The sequence below is a fragment of the Pelosinus sp. IPA-1 genome, from assembly GCF_030269905.1.
In the GTDB taxonomy this organism is placed as follows: Bacteria; Bacillota; Negativicutes; order DSM-13327; family DSM-13327; genus Pelosinus.
Window position 1 is genome coordinate 126,790 of the sequence record NZ_BSVC01000001.1, and the last position, 24,284, is coordinate 151,073.

Annotated in this window: 19 protein-coding genes; 17 read left to right on the plus strand and 2 right to left on the minus strand. The window is 38.7% G+C overall.

Going from position 1 to position 24,284, the window contains the following annotated elements:
- Nucleotides 1–48 precede the first annotated feature (48 nt).
- The 8 genes from QSJ81_RS00545 (at nucleotide 49) to QSJ81_RS00580 (ending at nucleotide 10,914) form a co-directional block, all read left to right on the plus strand.
- The gene (locus QSJ81_RS00545) at nucleotides 49–1,410 is read left to right on the plus strand and encodes a glycoside hydrolase family 28 protein (protein WP_285715462.1); all 1,362 of its coding nucleotides are present in this window, start codon (nucleotides 49–51) and stop codon (nucleotides 1,408–1,410) included.
- Nucleotides 1,411–1,688: 278 nt separating this feature from the next.
- Nucleotides 1,689–3,020: an ABC transporter substrate-binding protein gene (locus QSJ81_RS00550; RefSeq protein ID WP_285715463.1), complete on the plus strand. Its 1,332-nt coding sequence runs from the start codon at nucleotides 1,689–1,691 to the stop codon at nucleotides 3,018–3,020.
- A gap of 353 nt (nucleotides 3,021–3,373) precedes the next feature.
- Nucleotides 3,374–4,015 carry a lactate utilization protein gene (locus tag QSJ81_RS00555; protein ID WP_285715464.1) on the plus strand — a complete coding sequence of 214 codons (642 nt, stop codon included), beginning with the start codon at nucleotides 3,374–3,376 and terminating at the stop codon, nucleotides 4,013–4,015.
- Nucleotides 4,016–4,061: 46 nt separating this feature from the next.
- Nucleotides 4,062–5,147 (plus strand): glycoside hydrolase family 88/105 protein, encoded by a 1,086-nt coding sequence (locus tag QSJ81_RS00560; RefSeq protein ID WP_285715465.1) that lies wholly within the window; start codon nucleotides 4,062–4,064, stop codon nucleotides 5,145–5,147.
- A 57-nt stretch (nucleotides 5,148–5,204) separates the two neighbouring features.
- Nucleotides 5,205–6,725 carry an MFS transporter gene (locus QSJ81_RS00565; RefSeq protein ID WP_285715466.1) on the plus strand — a complete coding sequence of 507 codons (1,521 nt, stop codon included), beginning with the start codon at nucleotides 5,205–5,207 and terminating at the stop codon, nucleotides 6,723–6,725.
- A 102-nt stretch (nucleotides 6,726–6,827) separates the two neighbouring features.
- Entirely contained in the window at nucleotides 6,828–7,814 is a 987-nt protein-coding gene (locus QSJ81_RS00570) for an alpha/beta hydrolase (RefSeq protein WP_285715467.1), read from the plus strand.
- Nucleotides 7,815–8,235: 421 nt separating this feature from the next.
- Nucleotides 8,236–9,654: an aldehyde dehydrogenase family protein gene (locus QSJ81_RS00575; RefSeq protein WP_285715468.1), complete on the plus strand. Its 1,419-nt coding sequence runs from the start codon at nucleotides 8,236–8,238 to the stop codon at nucleotides 9,652–9,654.
- A 33-nt stretch (nucleotides 9,655–9,687) separates the two neighbouring features.
- On the plus strand, nucleotides 9,688–10,914 hold the full coding sequence (locus tag QSJ81_RS00580; protein ID WP_285715469.1) for a PucR family transcriptional regulator: 1,227 nt from the start codon (nucleotides 9,688–9,690) through the stop codon (nucleotides 10,912–10,914).
- An 82-nt stretch (nucleotides 10,915–10,996) separates the two neighbouring features.
- Here QSJ81_RS00580 and QSJ81_RS00585 read toward each other — a convergent pair whose 3' ends face one another.
- Nucleotides 10,997–11,899 carry a LysR family transcriptional regulator gene (locus QSJ81_RS00585; RefSeq protein ID WP_285715470.1) on the minus strand — a complete coding sequence of 301 codons (903 nt, stop codon included), beginning with the start codon at nucleotides 11,897–11,899 and terminating at the stop codon, nucleotides 10,997–10,999.
- Nucleotides 11,900–12,078: 179 nt separating this feature from the next.
- On the opposite strand from QSJ81_RS00585, the gene citD reads away from it, so the two are divergent.
- The 9 genes from citD to QSJ81_RS00630 all read left to right on the plus strand — a co-directional run bounded on the left by citD (nucleotide 12,079) and on the right by QSJ81_RS00630 (nucleotide 23,171).
- On the plus strand, nucleotides 12,079–12,369 hold the full coding sequence (gene citD / locus QSJ81_RS00590) for a citrate lyase acyl carrier protein (protein ID WP_285715471.1): 291 nt from the start codon (nucleotides 12,079–12,081) through the stop codon (nucleotides 12,367–12,369).
- Nucleotides 12,366–13,253 carry an aldolase/citrate lyase family protein gene (locus QSJ81_RS00595; protein WP_285715472.1) on the plus strand — a complete coding sequence of 296 codons (888 nt, stop codon included), beginning with the start codon at nucleotides 12,366–12,368 and terminating at the stop codon, nucleotides 13,251–13,253. Before citD ends, QSJ81_RS00595 begins: the two co-directional genes overlap by 4 nt.
- Nucleotides 13,250–14,794: a citrate lyase subunit alpha gene (citF, locus tag QSJ81_RS00600; RefSeq protein ID WP_285715473.1), complete on the plus strand. Its 1,545-nt coding sequence runs from the start codon at nucleotides 13,250–13,252 to the stop codon at nucleotides 14,792–14,794. Before QSJ81_RS00595 ends, citF begins: the two co-directional genes overlap by 4 nt.
- Before the next feature lie 37 nt (nucleotides 14,795–14,831).
- Nucleotides 14,832–16,754 (plus strand): aconitate hydratase, encoded by a 1,923-nt coding sequence (locus tag QSJ81_RS00605; RefSeq protein WP_285715474.1) that lies wholly within the window; start codon nucleotides 14,832–14,834, stop codon nucleotides 16,752–16,754.
- A gap of 37 nt (nucleotides 16,755–16,791) precedes the next feature.
- A complete protein-coding gene (locus tag QSJ81_RS00610; protein ID WP_285715475.1) occupies nucleotides 16,792–18,156 on the plus strand; it encodes a PTS galactitol transporter subunit IIC in 1,365 nt (454 codons plus the stop codon).
- Between the two features lie 97 nt (nucleotides 18,157–18,253).
- A complete protein-coding gene (locus tag QSJ81_RS00615) occupies nucleotides 18,254–19,402 on the plus strand; it encodes a 2-methylaconitate cis-trans isomerase PrpF family protein (protein WP_285715476.1) in 1,149 nt (382 codons plus the stop codon).
- Between the two features lie 83 nt (nucleotides 19,403–19,485).
- Nucleotides 19,486–20,946 carry an SLC13 family permease gene (locus QSJ81_RS00620; protein ID WP_285715477.1) on the plus strand — a complete coding sequence of 487 codons (1,461 nt, stop codon included), beginning with the start codon at nucleotides 19,486–19,488 and terminating at the stop codon, nucleotides 20,944–20,946.
- A gap of 54 nt (nucleotides 20,947–21,000) precedes the next feature.
- Complete coding sequence (locus QSJ81_RS00625) at nucleotides 21,001–21,600, plus strand: beta-class carbonic anhydrase (protein WP_038668259.1); 600 nt, start codon at nucleotides 21,001–21,003, stop codon at nucleotides 21,598–21,600.
- 164 nt (nucleotides 21,601–21,764) lie between these two features.
- Nucleotides 21,765–23,171, plus strand: a complete 1,407-nt coding sequence (locus tag QSJ81_RS00630) for a DASS family sodium-coupled anion symporter (RefSeq protein ID WP_285715478.1) — start codon at nucleotides 21,765–21,767, stop codon at nucleotides 23,169–23,171.
- Between the two features lie 104 nt (nucleotides 23,172–23,275).
- Here QSJ81_RS00630 and QSJ81_RS00635 read toward each other — a convergent pair whose 3' ends face one another.
- On the minus strand, nucleotides 23,276–24,211 hold the full coding sequence (locus QSJ81_RS00635; protein WP_285715479.1) for an AEC family transporter: 936 nt from the start codon (nucleotides 24,209–24,211) through the stop codon (nucleotides 23,276–23,278).
- Nucleotides 24,212–24,284: the final 73 nt, after the last annotated feature.

Here is a 24,284-nt window from a genome sequence, read left to right on the forward strand (position 1 = left end):
GCTTATGGAAATAAAACTAAGGGTTACTTTGTGATGGAGGTAAATAGTATGAAGTCTGAACACATTATGGATGACGGGGCAGAAGTAGAACAAGGGTGGGGGAAACTAGAGGATATTCTAAGTCAAATTACGCCTCCCACTTTTCCAAATCGGGATTTTGTGATAACAGATTATGGTGCGGTTGGGGATGGGATAACGGATTGTACGGATGCTTTTAAGAACGTAATGAATGTGGTGAATGCAGCTGGTGGAGGGCGGGTGATAGTTCCTCCAGGAATCTATCTTACAGGCCCAATCCATTTTAAAAGCAACACAAATTTATATATTTCGAAAGAGGCGACGATAAAATTTAGCCAGGACTTAGAGAAGTATTTACCGATGGTATTAAATCGTTTTGAGGGAGTAGAGCTGTACAACTATTCTCCATTAATCTACTCCTACGGGGCAATGAATCTTGCGATTACTGGAGAGGGTATTTTAGATGGAAATGGTGATAATGAACATTGGTGGCCATGGAAAGGGCTAACGAAGTATGGATGGCAAGTAGGGCAGCCTCATCAAGCTGAGGATCGCGATCTGCTTTTTGCAATGGCAGAAAAGAATGTACCGGTAGAGGAAAGAAAATTTGGTACGGGACATTATTTGCGTCCAAGCTTTATACAATTTTATAACAGCAAAAATATTTTAATCGAGGGTGTAACAGTAAAGGACTCTCCCATGTGGCAGATTTCTCCCGTTCTTTGTGAAAATATTACGATTGATAAGGTGAAAATTATTGGGCATGGTCCTAATACGGACGGATTTGATCCCGACTCTTGCAAAAATATGTTGATTAAGAATTGCTATTTTGATAATGGAGATGATTGTATCGCTATTAAATCAGGTAGAAATGGTGATGGCAGGCGGATCAACATTCCATGTGAAAACATTGTGATTCAGAATAATTACATGAAGGATGGGCATGGTGGAATAACAATCGGAAGTGAAATATCAGGAAGTGTCCGTAATGTTTTTGCTGATAATAATGTGATGGATAGTCCCAATTTAGATCGTGCTTTACGGTTTAAAACCAATTCTGTACGTGGCGGTATTATTGAAAATATTTACTTTAGAAATACAGTAGTAAAAAGTATTGGAGAAGAAATTCTTATTGTAGATATGGATTATGAAGAAGGAGATGCTGGAGAACATACGCCCATTGTTCGCAATATCTACGTTGAAAATTTAGAGAGCTTTGGCGGAAAAACAGGAATTTTGATGAGTGCATATGATCGCACTCCCATTACAAATGTACAATTCATGAACTGTACATTAAACAATGTAAAAACTCCCTTTGTTTTGAAAAATGTTGAAAAATTAGTATTTAAAAATGTCAGTATTAATGGAAAACATTATGATGACATAAAATAAATTTTGAAAGAGTGCAAGCCACATTGGGTTTGCACTCTTTTGCATAGCGGCGATAACATACTAAAATATTTAATAATTATCTTAATATATCAAAGTATTAGAAAATTGATTTTATTCTTTAATTACAATATGATAAAGAATGAGATGAATAGTTATCCATGCAATTATTATAAAAGCTAAGTCACTAAAAAAACGGGCTCTCTTAAGGATCGGTTAATTTTCTTGTCTAGAATGTAAACGACTAAAAATACTAAAAGCAAGAAGGAGTGATGTTAACCATGCTCACAAAAGGTACCAGGATTCTATTGACGGCCTGTATATTAAGCTCTATTGTATTCTTGTCTGGATGTGGACAAAAAGCTGCTGCCACTCAACCAAACACGGGAGAAAAGGTCAATGTTGTATTTTGGGATGAAAATGCAGGTCCTGATCGTACTCCATATTATGAGGTATTGATCAAAAAATTTGAAGCCCAGAACCCTAACATTCACGTTGAGTATGTTGGTCTTCCCAAAAAATCAGCAAAACAAAAAATTGATACTGCCATTGCAGCCAATGACCTTCCTGATGTATCCGGGATTCAAACAAGTTGGATAGCGGATTTTGCTGCACGAAAGGTATTATTGGATCTGGATCCAATGTTTGATAAATGGAGTGAGAAGGAAAAAATCTCTCCGTCGATCATACAATCAAACCGTGATATGGTATTGGACAAAAAACTCTATCAAATTCCAAATACGATGAATATGGAAATTTTATGGTATAGACCCGATTGGTTTAAAGAAGCAGGGGTAAAGGCTCCTGAAAATTGGGATGAGTTTTTTGATGCTGCTGAAAAAATGACAGATAAAGAAAAAAATCGTTATGGTTTTACCATCCGCGGTGGTGATGGTGCAGCAATACAATTACCAAGAATGATGTTTGCTTACTCTGGTTATACCGATTTTTTTGATGAAAATGGTAAGTGCCGAATTAATGATCCTAAACATATTGAATTTGTAAAAAAGTATTTGGCTCTTTATAAAACCTTTACACCGAAAAGTGATGTAACGAATGGTTATAAAGAAATGGTTACTGCGTTCGATACGGGTGCTGTTGCTATGGTACAACATAATATTGGCTCTTACTCAGAACAAAAAAAATCGATGAAACCAGAGCAATATGCTCCGTTGATTTTGCCTAAGACAGCAGATGGTAAGATGATACAGGAAGGCGGAAATACAATTGGATATGGTATTTATAACACGTCTAAACACCCAGAAGAAGCGTGGAAGTTTATAAGCTTCTTATGCTCACAAGAAAGTCAAAGTTATTGGAATCAAAGTATAGGTCAAATCCCTACACACTTAGATTCACTAAAAGAGCCATGGGCGAAAGAATTGCCTCATATGCAACTTGCATTCAAGGTACTTTCCGATCCTAACCTTAGATTCTATCAACCTCCTATGTATTTGCCTGAATATCGTTCCATTTTGGATCAAACAGGTGACCCAGGTATTCAAGCTGTAATGATTGGCAAGAAAACAGTAGAAGAGTTTCTCAATGAGTGGGCTGCCACTTTTGAGAAATCAAAACAAAAATATGATGCATACATAGCAGGTAAAAAGTAATCCTATGAAGGGATATCCATCTGAAATAATAGTAGATATAAGTAGGAATTGGATATAATAGGGAAACGGTAGGTGTAAACGATGGTGGTGTAAAGGTAGAGAAATATAAGTTAGCGTAGGTGGCTGTAGAAGGAATTATTTATAAAAGTACACGATAATTACCAAGTAACATGGCAATTATCGTGTATTTTTTTTGTTTTTTTCCTATCATTTTCACATTTGTAAAATAATGAGATTAATAAAAAACTTATTAAAATAGTAAATAATTATCTTAATATATCAAATTCTTAGGTAATTCTATTCGTTCTATAATAGAGTCAAGTTCAAACATTATTTAGGGAGGTGAGTTGTTAATGGATAAAATAAAAAAGTGGAAGAACCTTTGTCAAGCAAAGGATATCGTAGAAGTACTAAATAAAAAACACTTTAAGGCTTCCTATGTGGAAACCCTGGAGGAAGCTAAAGATAAACTCATTGAAATGATAGAAGAAGGAGCTAGTGTTGCCATTGGTGGATCGACAACCTTAAGTGAAATGGGATTGATTGATATTTTAAGAAGCGGCAAGTATAAGTTTTTTGATAGGTATCAAGATCTTCCCTTCGATCCAGACATTGTAGAGATACATAGAAAATCTCTTACTGCTGATTTCCTACTAACAGGAACTAATGCGATTACGAAAAGTGGAGAGTTAGTGAATACGGATTGTACTGGTAATCGAATTGCGCCAATGATTTTTGGACCTAAGAACGTCGTTATCGTAGCAGGAGTTAATAAAATAGTAGATAGTTTGGATGATGCATTTAAGAGAATAAGAGAAATTGCACCGATGAATGCTAAAAGAATAAAACATGAAACACCCTGTGTAGAGACTGGAACTTGTGTGGACTGTGATTGTAAAAAAAGAATCTGCAATTTTACTACGATTATTCACAATGGGATCAAGTTTGAAGGCAGAATTAAAATCCTAATCATAGCTGATGAAGTTGGATATTAATGGGTTATTTCGTTAAAGGCAGAAGTGAAAATTAGAGGTGGATATAATGAGAAACTATGCACAATGGATGGCAGACTCTATCATAGCAAGAAAAACAAATTTAACAGATCACTGGGGATATGAATATGGCCTAACTTTAGATGGTTTTGTAAAAGTGTGGCAACAAACAGGGGATAAAAAGTATTTTGATTTTATTGTAAAAACAATGGATCACTTTATACAAGAAGATGGATCAATCAATGGATATCGATTAGAAGAATATAATATCGATCATTTAAATAACGGAAAAATAGTAATAACTTTGTATAAAGAAACTGGAAATGAAAAATATAAAAAAGCATTACAGCTCATCAGAAAACAAATTGATACTCATCCACGTACCAAGGAAGGTGTTTTTTGGCATAAAAATATCTATCCTCATCAAATCTGGTTAGATGGTTTGTATATGGGTGCAACATTCTATGCTGCGTATATAAAAGAGTTTGGAAATATAACAGAATTTGATGATGTGGCTGCCCAGTTTATAATATCTGAGAAAAACTTGAAGGACGAAAAAACGGGTCTTTTATACCACGCTTGGGACGAGGCCAAAGAACAACCTTGGGCAGATAAAAAAACAGGATTATCAGCCCATTTTTGGGTAAGAGCAATGGGCTGGTATGTGATGGCTTTAGTTGATACATTAGAAGTTTTCCCTGAAGAAAATAAAAATAGGGAAAAACTATTGACTATATTTAATGATTGTATGCAAGCCTTACTGAAGGTACAAGACAAGATTAGCCATGTATGGTATCAAGTCTTGGATGCGGGAGATCGAAAAGGCAACTATTTAGAATCCTCAGGATCATCTATGATTGTATACGCTTTATTAAAAGGCGTAAGAAAAGGATATTTACCAGCAAGCTTGCAAGAAACTGCCAAACAAGCCTATCAAGGATTAGTAGATGAGTTTATCTTAGAAACAAAAGAAGGACTAATCAATTTAAATAAGGTTTGTTATGTGGCAGGATTGGGGGGGGAAGACCAACGGGATGGCACTTTTACCTATTATATAAGTGAGCCAATCATCAGTAATGAGCCAAAAGGCTTAGGCCCGTTTATATTAGCTTCTGCCGAAAAAAATCGTTTTTAAATGAATCTACTTGTATTGAATTTAAAATAAGTAAGAAATTTAAAGAGTTGGAGGTTTATGATGGTTAGAAAAGTAACTCTAAAGACTATTATTGGTTATGCTTCTGTAAATTTTTTAGGGGGCGGAGCTCAATTACTAATATCCTTGTGGCTCATGTATTTTTATACAACAATGTGTAATTTGAGTGCGGTACAAGCTGGTCTTATTTTTACTGTGGCAAGGCTATTAGATGCTGTAGGCAATCCTATCATGGGCTTTATAACTGATAACTTTCGCAATACAAGATTGGGGCGAAAGTTTGGTCGAAGAAGATTTTTTATTCTCATGGGCGTACCTACCGTAGCGATCGTATATCCTTTATTATGGATTACAGGTCAATCCTTCACGTATTATCTTATTATGAATTTGCTATATGAAATAATATTTACCATGGTTATTGTCCCTTGTTCCACTTTGCCGGCAGAGATGACCCAGGATGCCGGTGATAAAGCTAAGCTAACGGGAGCGAAACAATTTACTGGTACAATCGCCAATTTTGTTGCATCCTTTATACCTGGTCAATTTTTTCTGATGTATGGGAAAAATTCTCCAGAGGCGTTCTGGATAACTGGTCTTGTTTATGGGCTCTTGACAGCCTTTACCTTACTGTTAGTGTGGGCCTTTACCTTTGAACGTGATCCTAAAGAAGTAGAATATAATAGTAATATCGGCAGTGTTTGGTCGATTTTGCCTCAAATTTGTTCAGATGTAGCATCAAGTATGAGGATTAAGACTTTTAGACTACATTGTGTATTGATGGGTGTAGGTGGTATATTCAAAAATCTGACTACTGGCGTGTTTACTTATTTTGTTATATTTGTTTTAATGTTAGACACGGTTGCCACTGCAAATATAACAAGTGTTATGGCTTTTGTTGCCCCAGTTGCATTAATGTTCTATATCGGGACCTGTTATAAGTATGGCGGACCTGTCACTTACAAGATATCTACTATATTTGTTTTTGCTTCATTATTTGGATATTATGTATTGACTACAGGAATTTCTACTGGATTGGTGATGATGGTAACTATTTTTGCAATCATCAATACCATAGGAAGAACGGGAATTGATTATGTTCCTGTATTTCAGCTGGCGTTTATCGCAGACGTTGATGAAGCCGTAACGGGACAAAGAAGAGAAGGACTATTTTCAGGAGTTAATTCCCTACTCTCGAAAATAGCAACTGCAGTAGAAGCTGCGCTGCTTGGTTTTGTGTTACAGGCGTATGGCTTCAAAGCAGGAGTTACTGTACAACCAGAGAGTGCAGTACTTGGAATCACTGTTTTAACGATTGCTACTCCATTTTTATTATTAGGAATCACCTGGATTGCTTCTACAAGACTGAAATTGAATAAAGAAAGACATAAAATACTGGTGGATGAAGTTCATCGGTTAAGAGCTGGCGGTTCTATGGAGGACGCTACAATAGAAGCAAAAACTGCTTTTAAAGAATTAACCGGTTGGGAATATAAAGAATGTTGGGGAAACAATAATGTAGTACGTACAAAAATACATAATACCAATCAAGTGGCGGGATAAGTAGGAGAGGGTTACCTTTTTAATAAAGATAGCATTTGTAAACCTAGTAAATGGGTTTGCAAATGCCATTTTTATATACAATAAAAAAGAGGAGTTAATAAAATGAAAAAGAATAGAACTTCTGATTTTTTTACAATAGTAAGCGTATTTGCTTTTTTCGTCTGTATATTGATTCAGGCTGTTATTCCATCTTTTGCAGCAAGTTCACCAGCAACTAATGAAGAAATTTTTCTTTGGCCTGGCGTAGCACCTGGTTCAGAAGGATTGAATCTTTCTGAAATTGTGAAAGATGAAAGCGAAGACCCAAAGATACAAAGTCGTGGTATTACAAAAATAGGTAAACCATCTATTACTGTATTTATGCCTGAGCAAAAGAATGGTATTGCTGCATTAATTGTTCCAGGTGGCGGTTACACTCAAAATGTTTTTGACAAAGAAGGGACTGATATTGCCAAGTGGCTTAATAATATGGGGATTGCTGCCTTTGTTTTGAAATCACGTCTACCAGGAGAGGGGCATGCTGATGCAAGGCATGTTCCATTACAAGATAGCCAAAGGGCACTAAGGATCATACGTAGTAATGCTGCTCAGTGGGGGCTAAATTCACAGAAAGTTGGAGTTGTGGGGTTGTCTTCAGGCGGGCATCTTGCGTCTATGCTTGGCACAAACTACGATAAAAAAGTTTATGTTCCTGTTGACCTTATCGACGAGGAAAGTGCTAGACCAGATTTTATGGTACTTGCTTACCCTCCCGTTTCTACCAATGCAAGAATTCCTCAAAATGGACTGGAGAAAACTCCATTAAGTCCATTAGCCAAACAAGAGTTATACGACGAATATCCAACCGATTTGCAAATAACCAAAGATACACCAAGAACCTTTATTGTTACAGCTGATGATGATCCTAAAGTACCTAGTGAAAATGCAGTCCGCTTTTACATGGGGCTTAAGAAAATTGGAATCCCAGCAGAACTTCATATTTTTATGAATGGTGGTCATGGTTTTGCTATTCGCAATGCCAAAGGTGCAGTAGCAGCATGGCCGGAACTTTGCCGAGAATGGATGATTGAAATAGGTTTGTTTAAATAATTTAAAGGTGATCAATCCTTAGTTTTACAGCCAGATTGAATTATCTTTGTGATAAAATGGAACCTGCTTATTTGAGTATAATAAGAAAAGTATGTGCTTATTTCACAAAAAAAACGAATCGATTTATGAAATACTCACAACCATATTCCATTGACTGTCTCTAGGAAGTCTGTTATCCTAAAAAAAACATAACAATTCCTGTAAGGGATATAGTCAAAGAAGACTGGAAAGCAATGTATATTATATATGCATGATTCCAGTCTCTTTTTAACGGAATCAGAAAGTATAACACTTTCTTGATTCCAAGTAAGAACGGCTAAGGCTTCTGCCTGCGTCCGAGGACTTGGAACAAGCCAAGTCTTTTCTTATGGCTACGACACCTTCAGGTGCAGTATTCTAAAGAAGATAAGGAGGTAGTAATGTGAAAGAATATGGTTTATTTATTAATGGAAAGTGGATTGTAACAGAAGAAAAAATTGGTGTAACAAATAAGGCAACAGGCAGTAATCATGCCTTTATTTCTGTAGCGGGCAAAAAAGAGGTAAAAGAGGCGGTAGATGCTGCCGAAACTGCATTTAAAACAGTAAAAATGGAGCCTTATCAACGTTACGAAATATTGATGAAGGCCAGTCAAATACTGATGGATAATCAAAGGAAAATGGCAGAGTTCCTGTCTGAAGAGGTGGGAAAGCCAATAAAGGAAGCAATGGCTGAAGTAGCACGGGCAAAGCAGACACTAATTCTTTCTGCTGAAGAAGCAAAGCGGATGACTGGCGAAATGGTTCCTCTTGAAGGAGCACCAGGTTGTGGCAACCGTTTGGCTTTTACCATGCGAATGCCTGTGGGGATTGTTTGCGCTATTACTCCATTTAATTTTCCTCTTAACTTAGCATGTCATAAAATTGGTCCTGCTCTTGCTGCGGGAAATTCTGTGGTGTACAAGCCAGCGACCGTCACTCCCTTATCCGCAGTATTTCTATGTGAGATTTTTGCAGAGGCAGGATTGCCTGGAGGTTACTTAAATTTACTGACAGGATCAGGTTCTAAATTGGGAAAATTTCTGACAGAAGAGGAACGGATTGGATTTTACAGTTTTACAGGCAGTCCAGTTGTTGGTAAACAGTTACTGGAAAATGCAGGGTTTCGACGGGTGGCTCTTGAATTAGGATCAAACTCAGCAAATATTGTACATCATGATGCAGATAGTAAGGTAACGGCAGAATTGTGCGTCAAACATGCGTTTGCGAATGCTGGGCAGGTTTGCATATCTTGCCAGCGGGTGTATGTACACCGTACTATTTACAATGAATTTTGTAGTCAAGCAGTGGCCTATACACAAAACTTCGTAATGGGTAATCCTCTTGATCCTAAAACTGACATTGGACCTATGATTAGTGAGTCTGAAGCTGCAAGAGCAGAAGAGTGGGTAAAAGAAGCTGTTGCCCAAGGGGCCAAAATCTTGGCAGGTGGTAAACGTCGTGGAGCTTGGTTTGAACCCACGATTCTCACAGATGTACAGCATGATATGAAAATCGTATCCATGGAAGCCTTTGCTCCTGTTTTTTCTATAATACCTTATGATACGATTGAAGAAGCCATCGCCTTGGTTAATGACTCAATCTATGGGCTACAAGCCGGTGTATTTACTAATTCTTTGGAGATTGCTAGGTTATGTGCTATGAAAATTGAAACTGGCGGCGTGATTATCAATGATGGTGCAACTTTCAGAACTGATAACATGCCTTATGGCGGTATTAAGGAAAGTGGCATTGGCAAAGAGGGTCCACAGTATGCTGTTAAAGAGATGACAGAAGAAAAATTGATCGTGTTTAAATTTTAACACTTATTTTATACTGCAAGGAGGATACCTGTTATGATCAGTTGTCGCGAAATTGTCAAATTGCCTTCTCTGAGCAAGCTTACTATTGTGGCTGGAAAGTCTGGTCTAGATCGATTGGTGCGGTGGGTGCATTTTATTGATTTACCGGACGTAATCCCATGGGTGCAAGGTGGAGAACTATTGATTATAACGGGTATCGGTTTAAACGGTGATGAAAATAAACTGAAAGAAATTGTTCAGGGAATTATAAAAAAGAAATTAGCTGGGCTGATTGTAAATGTCGGTCCTTATATTAAAAAAGTTCCCACGGAAGTTATTAGCTTAGCAGACCAGGCAGGTTTCCCTATTTTTGAACTTCCCTGGGAGGTCAAACTCATTGAGGTAACTAAAGAAATATGTGGCCATATTGTTATGAAGCAGACAGAACAACGCTCCGTAAAAGATTTCTTGGAGCAATTGCTGCTTTGTCCTTTGGAAAACCCTGAAGTCTTAATTCAACGAGCGGCTTACTATGGCTATGATTTGGCAAAGGCTCATCAGGTAGCTATTGTAAGTCCTACCCGCTTAACGGAATTTTTACAGGGACGAAAGGCAAAGGATGAAAAAGCCCTGATAACTCTTAAACTACGTTTTGAACAAATAATCCAAGAGGTTTTAACGATACGCGGTAGGAAAATTCTACAAATGTTGTGGGCAGATAATGTTGTATTATTAATGCCTTACGAAAATGAGAGCGCGGGAGTCCAACAAAACATAGATATCTTAACCGAAGTTTTGGAGAAGATTGCGACTAAAATGCCTGGTCTCGTAGTTACTGCAGGTTTAGGTGGCAGGTTTGAAAGTTTAGAGGCGGCTAGGCAAAGTTATCTTCAGGCCCTTAAAGTGCTACGTTTTGCTGAGTTAAAGACAGCCTCCAAATCCATATATGCGTATGAACAGTTGGGAGTATATAAGCTATTATTTGAGATTGAGCCTGAAAAGCTGGCAAGGTACTATCAAGAAGTAATGGAACCTCTCCAGACTTATGATAATAAGCAGCAAATGGATATGGTTTCTACCTTATTCGTGTATTTTGAAGAAAACTGTAATGCTGTAAAAACTGCCAAGCGTTTGTTTGTACACCGTAATACCCTTGACTATCGCTTAAAAAAGATTGAAGAAATAACCGGCAGAAGTTTGGATGATCCTTATGATCGTCTTACATTGCAGTTAGGGGTTATTGTTGGCAGTGAAATGTTTCCTAATAAATTGCAAAAATAATAAAGTGCAAACCGCTCTAAGATTCCTGCTTTTAGAAAGTAAGGATCTTAGAGCGGTTTATTTTTAACTCAACTTTTGTGGCTCAAATAGGTGATTTGCCTTGATATAATTGAGCCGAATTTTTCATGTCATAATATTTTTTTATATAGTCTATAAAAGCATGTACTGCTGATAGTTCTAGTGATGAATTCCGATATAACATCCATGTTCGTCGTAAAACCGGCGTACCATCGCGCCAGTGCAACTTTTGGGTGTAGAGGGAGTCATGTTCTTTTAATCCAATAAAGGGTAAGATTGCCCACCCAAGGCCATGGAGAACCATTTGCCGACAAGTATCCATACTATCAACCTCCATCGTTATATTGGGAGGACAGGGAAAGATTTCATGCCACCAATTTTCTAGCATTTCGTGTAAAGAGGAGTCTGTCCCGTAATTAATTCGGGGAAGTTGAGGTAAATCGTCAAAATTTATCTCACTCCGTGAGGTAAGGCAAATATGCTCTTCCTGTAGCATGTGTTTTTCTTCTGGCCAGAAATGGTCTCCACGTAATATTGCTACAGTAAATTCATCTTTTTGCAACATTTTATTAATTTGAGAACTTAAACCAGTTTTTAGGGATATATCCACATCTGGATAGCATTCAAGGAATCCTTTTAATATCGAGGGAAGTTCATAGTGGGCAAAGATAGCAGAAGTTCCGATACGTAATGTTCCTTGTATTTTATTTTTCATATTCTGAATTCGTTCTTTGGTTATTGTCAATTGCGATAGCATTTTCAGTGCATAGTCCAATAGATATTCGCCTTGATGAGTAAATGCAACTCCTGTAGTGTTGCGCAATACGATTTTAGCTCCGAATTCCTTTTCAAGATTTTTGAGCCGGTAGCTAAGGGCAGGCTGTGAGATGTATAGACGTTCAGCGGCTTTAGTGATATTTTTTTCTTCTGAAATAGTTCTTAGCATTAGCCAATCTTTATTGTCCACCGTTATTACCTCGCTTTATCAATTTGTAAATAAAAAAAACTTATGGATTATAATAAAATATCAATATTAGATTTATTGGATACATTATAGTACAATTTTCTTGAAATTAAAAGATTCAGAAGATAATGAAAAAGAGTTAATTAATAAGTCTATTTTAAAAATAAAGTTGGAGGTGTCTTATGCTGAAAATAATACAATCTAGTCAAGCTGGCACAGTTGAGTCAAATGATATCTTAATTATTCTTAATCCTGCTGAAGCAGACAGTGGAATTAAGATTGATTTGACAAGCCCGGTATTGCAAAAATATGGTCGTCAAATAAAGAATGTCATTCAGGAAGTTTTAAATGGACAAGGAATTGTAGATGCCGAGGTGTCAGCAAATGATCGGGGGGCATTGGATTGTACTGTTCGAGCTCGTATGATGACAGCAATTGATAGGGCACTACTCAAAGAGGAGGCAAAAGGATGAAACTACGCAGAACAATGATGTTTGTACCTGGCAATAATCCAGGCATGTTAATAAATGCTGGTATTTATGGCGCGGATACTATTATCTTTGATTTAGAAGATTCGGTAGCAATCAGTGAAAAGGATGCTGCTCGTCATTTGGTATATAACGCGATGAAAGCCATTAAATATCCTTGTGAAGTAGCAGTACGAATTAACCATATTAGTACTCCTTTTGGCTATAAGGATTTAGAAGTTATTTTAGCAGTAAAACCTGACTTAATTCGCCTACCTAAGTCTGAGACAGCTGCAGATATACAAGAAATAGATGCTATCATTACTGCTGCAGAGATAAAACATGGATTTGTGCCTGGTAGTATAAAAATGATGGCAGCCATTGAGACGGCTAAAGGTATACGTAATGCTTTTGAAATTGCTACTGCAAGCCCACGTATGGTGGCAATTGCAATCGGTGGAGAAGACTTCTTAGCAGATTTACAAACTTCTCGGACAAAAGATGGTAAAGAGTTTCATTCGGCTAGAGGACAGTTGATTTTGGCGGCGCGAGAAGCTGGAATTCATGCCATTGATACGGTATTTGGTGATGTGAATAATGAGGAAGATTTTATTGCCGAAACTACTCGTATTAAGGAAATGGGATTTGACGGAAAATCTGTGGTCAATCCACGTCAAATTAATATTACCCACCAAATCTTTATGCCTACTACGAAGGAAATCGATCATGCGGAAAGAGTGATTGCAGCATATAAGGAGTCTTTGGCTCGCAAATCAGGTGTAGTGTCATTAAACGGTAAGATGATAGATGTTCCAGTTGTAAAGAGGGCAGAAAGAACTCTTGCTTATGCGAATGCTGCTGGCAAGAACAACGGGAGGGTGAAATTGTGATCAATGCAATCGGTAGAGAAATACCAGAAAACATAGCGGGAATAAAAAATATAAAACCCTATGGTGGTCCTTTTGAGTATGTACCGACAGGACGATTGACGGGTCCTAACATTATTTTGAATAGACCTCGTTCGGAGAAAGTTCTCAAGTCAATTGAACAGGCGATTGATGCAACCGGCTTAAAAGATGGTATGACGATTTCCTTTCACCATCATTTTCGTAATGGAGACTATGTTCTCAATATGGTGGTTGCTGCTATTGCCAAGAAAGGTATAAAAGGTTTAACGTTAGCTCCTAGTTCATTGAATAATATTAATGAGGAGATTATTCCCTATATTGAGCAAGGGGTTATTACTGCAGTTGAAACTAGTGGTGCTAGGGGAAAAATGGGCAAGCTTCTGACTAGTGGGAAAATGGCAAAGACAACTATTATTCGTTCCCATGGTGGAAGGGCTAGAGCCATTGAATCCGGTGAACTTCGAATTGATGTGGCTTTTATTGGAGCACCAGCTTGCGATACCTATGGCAATATCAATGGTGTAGAAGGAAAATCAGCATGTGGTTCTCTTGGCTATGCTATGGTAGATGCGGCTTATGCGGATAAAGTTGTTGCCATTACCGATCATTTAGTACCGTATCCTCTCTTTCCTGTTAGTATTCCTCAAACTCAGGTTGATTATATTGTGGAAGTGGAAGCGATTGGCGATCCCAAAGGCATTGCATCAGGTGCACTTAGGATTAGTAAAGACCCAAGGGAATTATTAATTGCTCAATATGCTACAACAGCTATCGAATATTCCGGATATTTTAAACAAGACTACTCCATTCAGTTGGGGAGTGGTGGAGCATCTTTGGCAGCAGCTCAATTTCTGAAAGCAAAGATGAAACAACAAGGTATTACGGCGAGTTTTGGCTTAGGCGGCGTAACAGCGCCTTTTATTGAAATGTTGGATGAAGGATTAATTAAGGCTATTTATGATGTACAGGATTTTGATATTCCATCCATACAATCGATGAAGAAAAATGCGAACCATCAGGAAATGTCAGCCTCTTTTTATGCTAATCCACATAATCGAGGACCGATTGTTAATCAGCTTGATGTGGTTATTTTGAGTGCCACAGAAGTAGATGTAGATTTTAATGTCAACGTAATCACTGATTCAAATGGTGTAATTATGGGGGCTGTAGGCGGGCATCAGGATACGGCGGCAGGTGCTGCTTTATCAATTGTGGTAGCACCACTCTTACGTGGCCGTTTGCCGATGGTTATTGATCAGGTGCATACCGTTTGTACACCGGGAGAGACAGTGGATATTATTGTTACTGAGCGGGGAGTGGCTGTAAATCCTCGGCGTAAAGACTTGCGAGATAATTTAAGAGAGGCGAATATTCCAGTAATGGATATTGAAGAGTTAAGAGACCTTGCCTATGAATTTGCTGGCAAGCCTGACCCTATTCTGGTAAGTGATGAAGTTGCTGCTGTTGTCGAATATCGTGATGGCACATTGATTGACGTCATTCGTAGACCTTTGCAACTATAAATAGAGGATTGATTTGAAAAAAGGAGTGTAATATTCTATGGGACAAAATTTATTTAAAAAGATTATAGCTGCTCATTTAATGTCAGGTACTATGACCGTAGGTAGTGAGGTGGGAATACGCGTCGACCAAACTCTTACCCAAGATGCTTTAGGTACCATGGCCTATCTTCAGTTTGAGGCGATGGATGTACCTGTAGTGAAAACGAAATCCGTATCTTATATTGATCATAATACATTGCAAGATGGTTTTGAAAATGCCGATGATCATCGATATCTGCAAACAGTAGCAGATAAACACGGTATTAAATATTCTAAAGCTGGTAACGGCATTTGTCACCAAGTTCATTTAGAGCGTTTCAGTCGTCCAGGAGACACGCTAATCGGTTCTGATAGTCATACGCCTACCTGTGGTGCAGTCGGGATGAGTGCTATGGGTGTTGGCGGCATGGACGTTGCAGTTGCTATGGCGGGAGGCCCCTTTTATTTTGTGTATCCCCAAGTAGTTCGTGTGAATCTAGAAGGTAAATTACAACCATGGTGTGCGGCTAAGGATATTATATTAGAACTTTTAAAAATTCTTACAACCAAGGGTAATGTAGGAACCGTAATTGAGTATGGTGGTTCTGGTTTAGCTCATTTGACGGTGCCTGAACGGGCTACGATTACTAATATGGGTGCAGAATTAGGAGTCACTACTTCTTTATTCCCTAGTGATGAAATGACTCGGCAATTTTTCAAAGCTCAAGCGAGGGAGCAAGACTGGCAGGAGTTAAAGCCTGATGAAGATGCTGACTATGATAGGGTAATTAATTTAGATTTAGCTTCTATTGAACCTAATATTGCTTGTCCCCATTCTCCAGACAATGTGAAGACGGTTCGCGAAGTTGCAGGACTTGAGGTCCAGCAGGTTATGGTTGGTAGTTGTACTAATTCTTCCTACCGCGATCTTATGATGGTAGCTGCCATGCTTAAAGGCAAGCAGGTTCATCCTAAAGTCAGTCTAGGTATTGCTCCAGGCAGTAAACAAGTATTAGCTATGATAGCAGAAAATGGAGCACTGAAGGATCTGGTTGCTGCTGGGGCACGTATATTAGAGTCCACCTGTGGTTTTTGTGTCGGTTGTGGTCAGGCACCTCAGACGAAAGGAGTGTCATTGCGTACCAATAATCGGAATTTTGAAGGACGTAGTGGTACGAAGGATGGTCAAGTCTATCTGGTCAGTCCCGAAACGGCAGTGGCAGCGGCTCTAAGTGGAAAGGTTACTGATCCCCGAGAACTAGATATGGAATACCCTACTATTATTTTGCCAGAAGTATACGAAATTGATGATAGTATGATTCTTTTACCTTCAGAGGATCAATCTGTAGAGGTATTTCGCGGTCCTAATATTGGCGAACCGCCGAAAAATACCCCAATGCCTGAAAAATTGACTACTAAGGTTGCTATTAAAGTAGGGGATAAGATCACGACTGATCATATTATGCCAGCAGGTGCGTATTTAAAATATCGGTCTAATGTTCCTAAATATTCGAGCTATGTTTTTTATCACATAGATCCTGAGTTTGCGACTAAATGTGATACGAATAAAGCAGAAGGTTTAGCTTCTGTAATTGTTGCAGGTCTGAGTTATGGACAAGGTTCATCGCGGGAGCATGCTGCTTTGTGCCCAATGTATTTAGGGGTTCGCGTGTTATTGGCTAAGAGTGTAGAGCGAATTCATGGGGCCAACTTAACGAATTTTGGTATTTTGCAACTTACTTTTGCTGACGATACCGACTATGAGCGAATTCAGGCTGGAGATGAATTGGCAGTTGATAACATGTACCAAGCGATAAAACAGGATATAGTGCTTGTGCGCAATGTAACGCAGGGATATACCTTCGAAACAAAATGTAACCTGACACCAAGGCAAAGAGATATTGTGTTATGTGGTGGCTTGTTAAATTACACAGCAAAATAAAAAGATAGGTAATTTAAAAGATTGAGGAGATTTTTACATGGATATTTTTGCTGCTTTTAAGGGTATTATTCAAGCGGGACCGACGGTGTTACTTCCAGTTGTTATTTTTATATTTGCAATTGCCTTTCGATTAGAGATAGGAAAAGCTATACAAAGTGCACTGACAGTTGGAGCTGCATTTGCAGGGTTGAAGTTAGTCGTTGAGTTCCTGGCAAAAAGCCTAGGGCCGGCAACCAAAGAGATGGTTACACATTTAGGAGTTCACTTAAATGTCATTGATATGGGGTTTGGCACGGTAGCAGCAATTGGCTGGAGCTCTCCCATTGTTCCCTTTATGGTTTTTGCAATTATGGGGGTCAATATCGTGTTATTAGTGCTAAATAAGACGAATACACTAAGCGTCGATATTTGGAATTATCATCATGCTCTCACCATTGGCAGTCTGGTTTATCTTGAAACTAACAACGTTGCGGTTTCTGTCGCGGCAGCTGCCTGCACAGGATTGTTTGTGTACAAAATGGCTGACTGGGCTGCACCACTGGTAAGTAATTACTATAAAATACCGGGTGTCACAATACCCGCTATCCATGCGTTGATGAACTTGCCGATTGCTGCTCCTATCAACGTATTATTTGATAAGATACCGGGGTTTAACAAGATCGACTTTAACATGGAAACTCTCCGCAAATACTTCGGCGTTTTTGGGCAGCCACTTGTGATTGGTTTAATTCTTGGAACTAGTATTGGACTTTTAGCTGGCTATGCTCCTTATAAGGCTTTTGGACTTGGCATAAACATGGCAGCAGCTATGATGTTACTGCCCAAAATGACGCATATGTTCGTCGACGGTTTAAAACCTATTTCGGAGCAAGCCAGAAAGATTACCGATAATAAATTTAAGGGAAGAAGGATACTGATTGGTTTAGATCCCTCTGTTCTATTGGGAGATGCCGCCGTAATTACTACAGCGTTATTGATGGTGCCTATACTCATCGGACTCGCTGTAATCATTCCCGGAAATAAGTTGTTACCCTTTGCGGACTTGGCTGCATTGCCGTATAAGGTGGCAATGGTTGTTGCCTTGACAAACGGGAACATATTCCGAAGTATCATTTTATGTACAATTGCTTTTATTCCGTATTTTTTCTTTGGAACGTGGACGGCTCCAATGATTACTGCAGCGGCAACATCTGTGGGTTTAAGTGAAAGCATTCCGGCTGGGATGATGATTAGTTCTTTCACAGGTACTACTATGCCAATAAGCTTTATGCTGTATAAAGTGTTCACAGGTAATGTAATGGTAACCGTGCCAATATTGTTAGCAGTCTTTTTAGCTATATGGATCTTTATGGAGAAAAAAATTATGCCGAAAGTAGAAGTGAAAGATAATATCTCAGGTTAAAGTCATCATCAGCTGCTTGGCTTTATTATTAGGCGACGCTAGGTTTTACCCTTAGGTATTAAGCGGCGATTACTAAAAGCAAAAGGAGGAGAGGAATATGGGGGAGTATTTAAAAATTCCTGCAGTACTTATGCGGGGTGGAACAAGTAAAGGTGTATATTTGATGGAAAGTGATCTTCCGGCAGATAGCGGGCTCCGAGATCAAGTTATCCTTGCTATTTATGGCAGTCCAGATATACGTCAAATTAATGGACTGGGTGGTGCCGATCCCCTTACCAGTAAAGTAGCTATTATAGCACCGTCGGTCAGAGAAAATGTGGATGTGGATTACACCTTTGGTTATGTGGGAATTAAAGATGCAGTTGTGGATTATGAAGGTAACTGTGGCAATATGTCCTCTGGCGTAGGTCCTTTTGCAATTCAGCAGGGACTGGTGGCGATAACAGAGCCCATTACTAAGGTACGGATTTATAATACAAACACCAAGAAGATAATTGAAGCTGAGATTCCGGTAAAAGATGGTGAAGTGGTTACTGAAGGCGATTACGCCATTGACGGTGTACCGGGCACCGGTGCGAAAATAGTTCTAAATTTTTTAAATTCCGGTGGCTCTAAGACGGGTAAGCTGTTGCCTACTGGTAATGTAGTCGATGAAATTGTCCTCAAGGACGGTAAAAAGGTGCGGGTGAGTTTGGTTGATGCAGCCAATCCATCAGTTTTTATCAAAGCAACAGATATTGGTCTTACAGGGATCGAATTACCCAAAGACACGGAAACAAATCCAGATATATTGGAACTTATGGAGGATATTCGGACAACTGCGGCTGTCATGATGGGCTTGGCAACTAGTAAAGATGCAGTAGGTCCTGCTGTTCCTAAAGTAGCTTTTGTTTCCGCACCCAAAGACTATTTCACTATCAATGGCGTCGCAGTAAAGGCCAAGGATATTGATTTGGTGGCTAGGACCAAGGCATTGGCAGTTATGCACAAGGCTTATGCTGTTACAGGTGGTATCTGTGTATCTACGGCAGCTTTGATTGAGGGGACAGTAGTCAACGAAATCGTTGGTGAACAGGCTAAAGTTAGGGGGACTGTTCGCCTAGGTCACCCTTCTGGCATCCTGGATTTTGAGATTAATCTGGAAAAAAACGGGGAAAAGTGGCAGCTTGATAAGGCAGGAGTAAGCCGTACGGCAAGACCAATTATGGATGGTCACGTATACGTTTCTCGCAGAGTTTTTGGCTAAAGATTAATATGGTATCCCATATTGATACCATGATATGAGTTATTACTTGGTCAAAAATATAGAAAGTTCGGGAGGTTGAAAAAATGTCAGAAGCTACAAATAAGGTGTCTTATAAGCCGATACACATTTTGATTGGGTTGTTGATTATGACTGTCATTGCTGTTATGCCGCAGATAGCAGGGCTTTCATCAGCTGGACAGAAGATGATTGGAGTACTAGCTTTTTCCGTATATATCTGGATTACAGAAGCTATGCCTTATCCTATAAGTGCTATTGCCATCTGTTTTTCGATGATTATGTTTCTTGGCTTATCGCCTGCAACTGGTACTACAGGTAAGCTTCTGGGTACAACGCAAGCTATTCCTTTGGCCATGTCAGGTTTTATAAATTCCGGATGGGTGCTGGTGGCTGCAGGAATGTTTCTAGCAGAAGCTGTCCGTTTTACCGGTTTAGATCGGCGTATTGCACTAAATATATTAAGAATTGTAGGAACTGAGCCTAAAAGAATCATCGGGGGAATTATGATTGCCGCATATATACTGGCTTTTATTATTCCTTCTATTGCAGCACGGGCAGCCGCTTTAATTCCTATATCCATGGGACTCATTACAGCTTTTGGTGTTGATCTGAGAAGTGTTTTTTCTAGACAGCTCATGTTGGTTACAGGAATAATAGCACCGATTACGGCACTAATGGTTCTAACCGCCGGAGCTCCCAATCCTTATACAGTTGGTCTTCTTAACAGCCAATTAAATCATACGGTTACTTGGAGCCAATGGCTACTTTATGCTGGACCTTTTTCCATTGCATTAGGGGTTATTGCGTACATTTTAGTTATTACGATGAACAAGTTTGAACCACTTCCTGGGGGGCCTGCCCTAGTAGAAAAATATATGGCAGAGATCGGACCTATGAGCTCTAAAGAAAAACGCATTGGTAGTATATTTATCATCACTATCATTCTATGGGGATCAGAGCACTGGCATCATATTGATGCTAATACGATTACTGTATTCGCAACTTTGCTTCTCTTCTTAACCCGGGTAGCTACCTGGAAACAAATGAGCGACAGAGTGCAATGGGGTACTTTGGTATTATTCGGTATTGGGATATCCATTGGTGAAGTGTTGCTAAAGACTGGTGCAGCGACCTGGGGAGCGAAAGCAACTTTGGGTGCCTTGGGGCTTCAAACCATGAGTGCTCCAATGATGTTGGCAGTGATTGCAGTGCCTCTCATTGTGATTCGTTTAGCATTTTCAAGTATCGTAGCATTAGGAGCTCTTGTAGTACCAACGATATTGGGACTGTTAGTTAGCTTTAATGATCCAAACATTTCCGTATGGAGTATTACCTTAATATCCTCATTTCTTGTATACTTTTCCTTCATTCTTCCCGTAAACACTCCTGCTACATTATTGACATATGCTACAGACACTTATGAACTAAAAGATATGCTTAAGTTAGGCGTTCCTTTAACTATTCTAGGCTTATTAGTGTACGTTTTATTTACTCACACTTATTGGCACTGGATAGGCTTGCTTTAAAAATAATCAAAATAGAACCTCATTTGAAATTTATATAAGAGGGGGGGATATTGGATGAATATTTTAGATCAAATATTAAGGGCAAATCAGTCGTTTATTGAAAAATTACCAAATGAGTATGTGGATTTTCATAGTTGTCCGGAAAAAGGCAAATATCCAAACCGACATTTGGCGATTTTTACTTGCATGGATACTCGACTGGTGAATTTTTTGGAACTGGCGATGGGAATTAAGCGGGGGGAAGCTAAAGTAATAAAGAATGCCGGGAACTCTATTACTGGCCCCTTTGAGGCTACTATTCGAAGCTTATTAGTAGGGATTTTTGAATTAGGCATTAAAGAAATTCTTGTAATTGGCCATCTGGATTGTGGCGTCTCTAAATCGACGGCCCAAAGCCTAATTCAGAAAATGCTAGCTAGAGGAATATCGGCAGATGCTATAAAAATGATAGAAAAAGATTTAGTGGACTGGATCGACAATTTCCATAATCCAGAACAGAACATAACAGACACGGTCTTGAAAATTAGCCAAAATCCATTAATCCCTAAAGATGTGCCTGTGCATGGTTTAATCTTAGACCCTCATACTGGTGAGTTAAAATTATTGGTTGATGGGTATCAATATTGTGATAAACCACTTTCTTCCGTCAGCTAATGTTTCTTGTGCAAAGTAATGTAGTCAATTGACATAAAAGAGAAAGGGCCACAAAATTCTTGTATAGATTTTAGTGGCTCTTTTTATAGAATTTGTAGACATATCCAACAAATAACCTCTTGTTGCACTAGTGGGTATTATAAAATGATAATGGGAGAGAAAAAATGAACGGAAAGCTTATAAAAGGATTGATTTGCTTAGGGGTCCCTGGGATTGTGTTACTATGTCCTACACCCGCTGGTTTAAAGCTTTGGGCTTGGCAACTTTTTGCAGTGTATCTCGGTGCAGTGCTTGGACTTATTTTAAGACCTGTAAAAGAACCCATTGTCTTGATTACAGCTATGGGTGTAGTGGCTTTATGTTTTAATCAGACAAAAGTCGCATTAGAAGCATTTGGTGAAACAACACCATGGTTAGTATTTACAGCCTTTATTATCGGTCAATGTTTTGTGGAAACAGGTCTAGGGAGTCGAATTGCTTACGTACTCATTGATAAATTTGGCAAGTCTACGTTGCGCCTAGGGTATATCGCAGCGCTTTCAGATTTGATATTATCACCAGCAATTCCTTCGAATACTGCTAGATCAGGCGGACTGGTATATCCAATTTTTCAGAGTTTAGCATATACACTCAATTCTCGTCCCGATGATGGGACAGAGAGGAAGATTGGTTCTTATCTAATGGTCTTAATGTATCAGAACAGCTTGATCACTGGAACGATGTTTATTACCGCTGGAGCTATTATGCCGCTGATGATTAAACTGACGAATGATATTATGCATGCTGATATTTCTTGGATACAATGGGCGGTGGCCATGTCCGTACCTGGGTTATTGTGTTTGCTACTAGCGCCGTATATGGTTTACAAAATTTATCCACCTGATCTAAAAGAGGTAGATAACAAAGCTGTTGCTCAAGAGGGGTATAAAAAAATAGGCTCTATGAGCCGGAAAGAAAAGACATTGGCAGTGCTTTTTTTGTGTGCTATCATTGGCTGGGCCACAGGCACTATTACCAAAATTGATTCAACAGCAGTGGCTCTAGCTTTACTGTCTTTAAGTTTACTAACGGGTGTTATTTCATGGGAAAAAGTATTAGCAAGTAAGAGCGCATGGAGTACGTTTATCTGGTATGGCGGTATCATTTCTTTGGCTAATGGTTTAAATAAAGCTGGTTTCTTTGTATGGTTGGGAAAACTATTTTCAGAGCATTTAGACTTTACTGGGGTCCATAGCGTAGCTATACTTGGCGGATTGATTTTTATAACAATTATCGTTCGTTATTTGTTTGCATCAACAATCGCTTTTGTCGTCACCTTCATTCCAGTAATCTATACTTTGGGGGCCGTTACTCATGTGCCAGCCCTTCCACTGCTATTGATGACAGCTGCTTCAGCTCAAATCGCTAGTTTAATGACTCACTATGGTAATGCAGTAGGTACAGTATTGTATGGCGCAGGATATGTCCCACAAGGGACATGGTGGAAGATTGGGCATGTTGTAATGGCTGTTTCAATGACCATTTATTTTATTATTGGTTTATCTTGGTGGAAATTTTTAGGGTTATGGTAATACTTTAGTAGGATTAGAAATTTTTATTGACGGGAGAGAATCAGTGATTGATTTACGTAGATCAATTGCTGATTCTTTTATTTTTGGACAACTTCTCCTTAAACTCATATAAATGCCATATAAACAGGGATAGCGAGTATGGCAAAGAGTGTTGTAATAGTCACTAGAACCGCTGCATATTCTGCATCTGCTTCATAAACCTTAGCAAGGATTGTAGTTTGAGTCATAGACGGTAAGGCTGCTTGAATAACGAAAACTTTTTTCATTAAGTCTGGAATGGGGATAACAGATGCAACTAACAAGACTGCAATTGGTGAAATAACAAATCTTCCTATTAATACTGCGATGACATCTTTACTAAGTTGTATTGTACTTAATTTGACTCCAAATATTGCAATTCCAATAAAAAGCATGGATAACGGAGTTGTCATATTACCTAAATATTTGCAAGTGCTCATTATAAAATTGGGTAAGGGAAGTTCTAGGAGGATGAGTGCTACTGCTAACATAAAGCCTATAAATGGCGGTGAAAATACTCTTTTAACCGTATCAATACTAATTATTTTAGAAGGGACTGCCTTCCCGGACAGACTGATGGAGTAGTTTCCGATTGTCCAAAAAAGAAAAGCATTTGCAAGAAAATATACGAGGACATAAGGTATGCTATTTTCTCCCATTAAAGCTAGGTTTACTGGGACTCCTATAAAAAGAGAACTTGAGCAGAAAAAGGCTGAGCGAAAAATACCTTTTCGATTAGGGGGTAAATGAAGAAGGTTAGAGATTAGAAAGCTGATCATAAAGCTAATGATCATCGAGAGAACAGGAACGATAATTCCACTAAACAGGGTTATAAAATGCTCCTTGTTAAATGTATTGAGTAAGTTCCAAACCATGTAAGTTGGTAAGGAAACGTAGGTAACTAATTTGGGAAGTAGCTTTGAGTTTTCGGGGTTAAACCACCCTTTGCCAGTAAGAATGTATCCTAATGAAACCATAATAATAATACTTATTAATCCTTCAATTGCATGTAAAAAGACCATGTTTACCTCCTGCATTTGCTATAAGTTATGATAATGAAAAATTGTAAAATAGAATACTCTTACATTGATTATG

Coding starts and splice junctions, on each gene's coding strand:
- QSJ81_RS00610 (WP_285715475.1), top strand. CDS start 16,792: ATGGATATTTTTGCTGCTTTTAAGGGTATTATTCAAGCGGGACCGACG.
- QSJ81_RS00630 (WP_285715478.1), top strand. CDS start 21,765: ATGAACGGAAAGCTTATAAAAGGATTGATTTGCTTAGGGGTCCCTGGG.
- QSJ81_RS00615 (WP_285715476.1), top strand. CDS start 18,254: ATGGGGGAGTATTTAAAAATTCCTGCAGTACTTATGCGGGGTGGAACA.
- QSJ81_RS00625 (WP_038668259.1), top strand. CDS start 21,001: ATGAATATTTTAGATCAAATATTAAGGGCAAATCAGTCGTTTATTGAA.
- QSJ81_RS00635 (WP_285715479.1), bottom strand. CDS start 24,211: ATGGTCTTTTTACATGCAATTGAAGGATTAATAAGTATTATTATTATG.
- QSJ81_RS00555 (WP_285715464.1), top strand. CDS start 3,374: ATGGATAAAATAAAAAAGTGGAAGAACCTTTGTCAAGCAAAGGATATC.
- QSJ81_RS00550 (WP_285715463.1), top strand. CDS start 1,689: ATGCTCACAAAAGGTACCAGGATTCTATTGACGGCCTGTATATTAAGC.
- QSJ81_RS00620 (WP_285715477.1), top strand. CDS start 19,486: ATGTCAGAAGCTACAAATAAGGTGTCTTATAAGCCGATACACATTTTG.
- QSJ81_RS00560 (WP_285715465.1), top strand. CDS start 4,062: ATGAGAAACTATGCACAATGGATGGCAGACTCTATCATAGCAAGAAAA.
- QSJ81_RS00605 (WP_285715474.1), top strand. CDS start 14,832: ATGGGACAAAATTTATTTAAAAAGATTATAGCTGCTCATTTAATGTCA.
- QSJ81_RS00570 (WP_285715467.1), top strand. CDS start 6,828: ATGAAAAAGAATAGAACTTCTGATTTTTTTACAATAGTAAGCGTATTT.
- QSJ81_RS00565 (WP_285715466.1), top strand. CDS start 5,205: ATGATGGTTAGAAAAGTAACTCTAAAGACTATTATTGGTTATGCTTCT.
- QSJ81_RS00595 (WP_285715472.1), top strand. CDS start 12,366: ATGAAACTACGCAGAACAATGATGTTTGTACCTGGCAATAATCCAGGC.
- citD (WP_285715471.1), top strand. CDS start 12,079: ATGCTGAAAATAATACAATCTAGTCAAGCTGGCACAGTTGAGTCAAAT.
- QSJ81_RS00580 (WP_285715469.1), top strand. CDS start 9,688: ATGATCAGTTGTCGCGAAATTGTCAAATTGCCTTCTCTGAGCAAGCTT.
- QSJ81_RS00545 (WP_285715462.1), top strand. CDS start 49: ATGAAGTCTGAACACATTATGGATGACGGGGCAGAAGTAGAACAAGGG.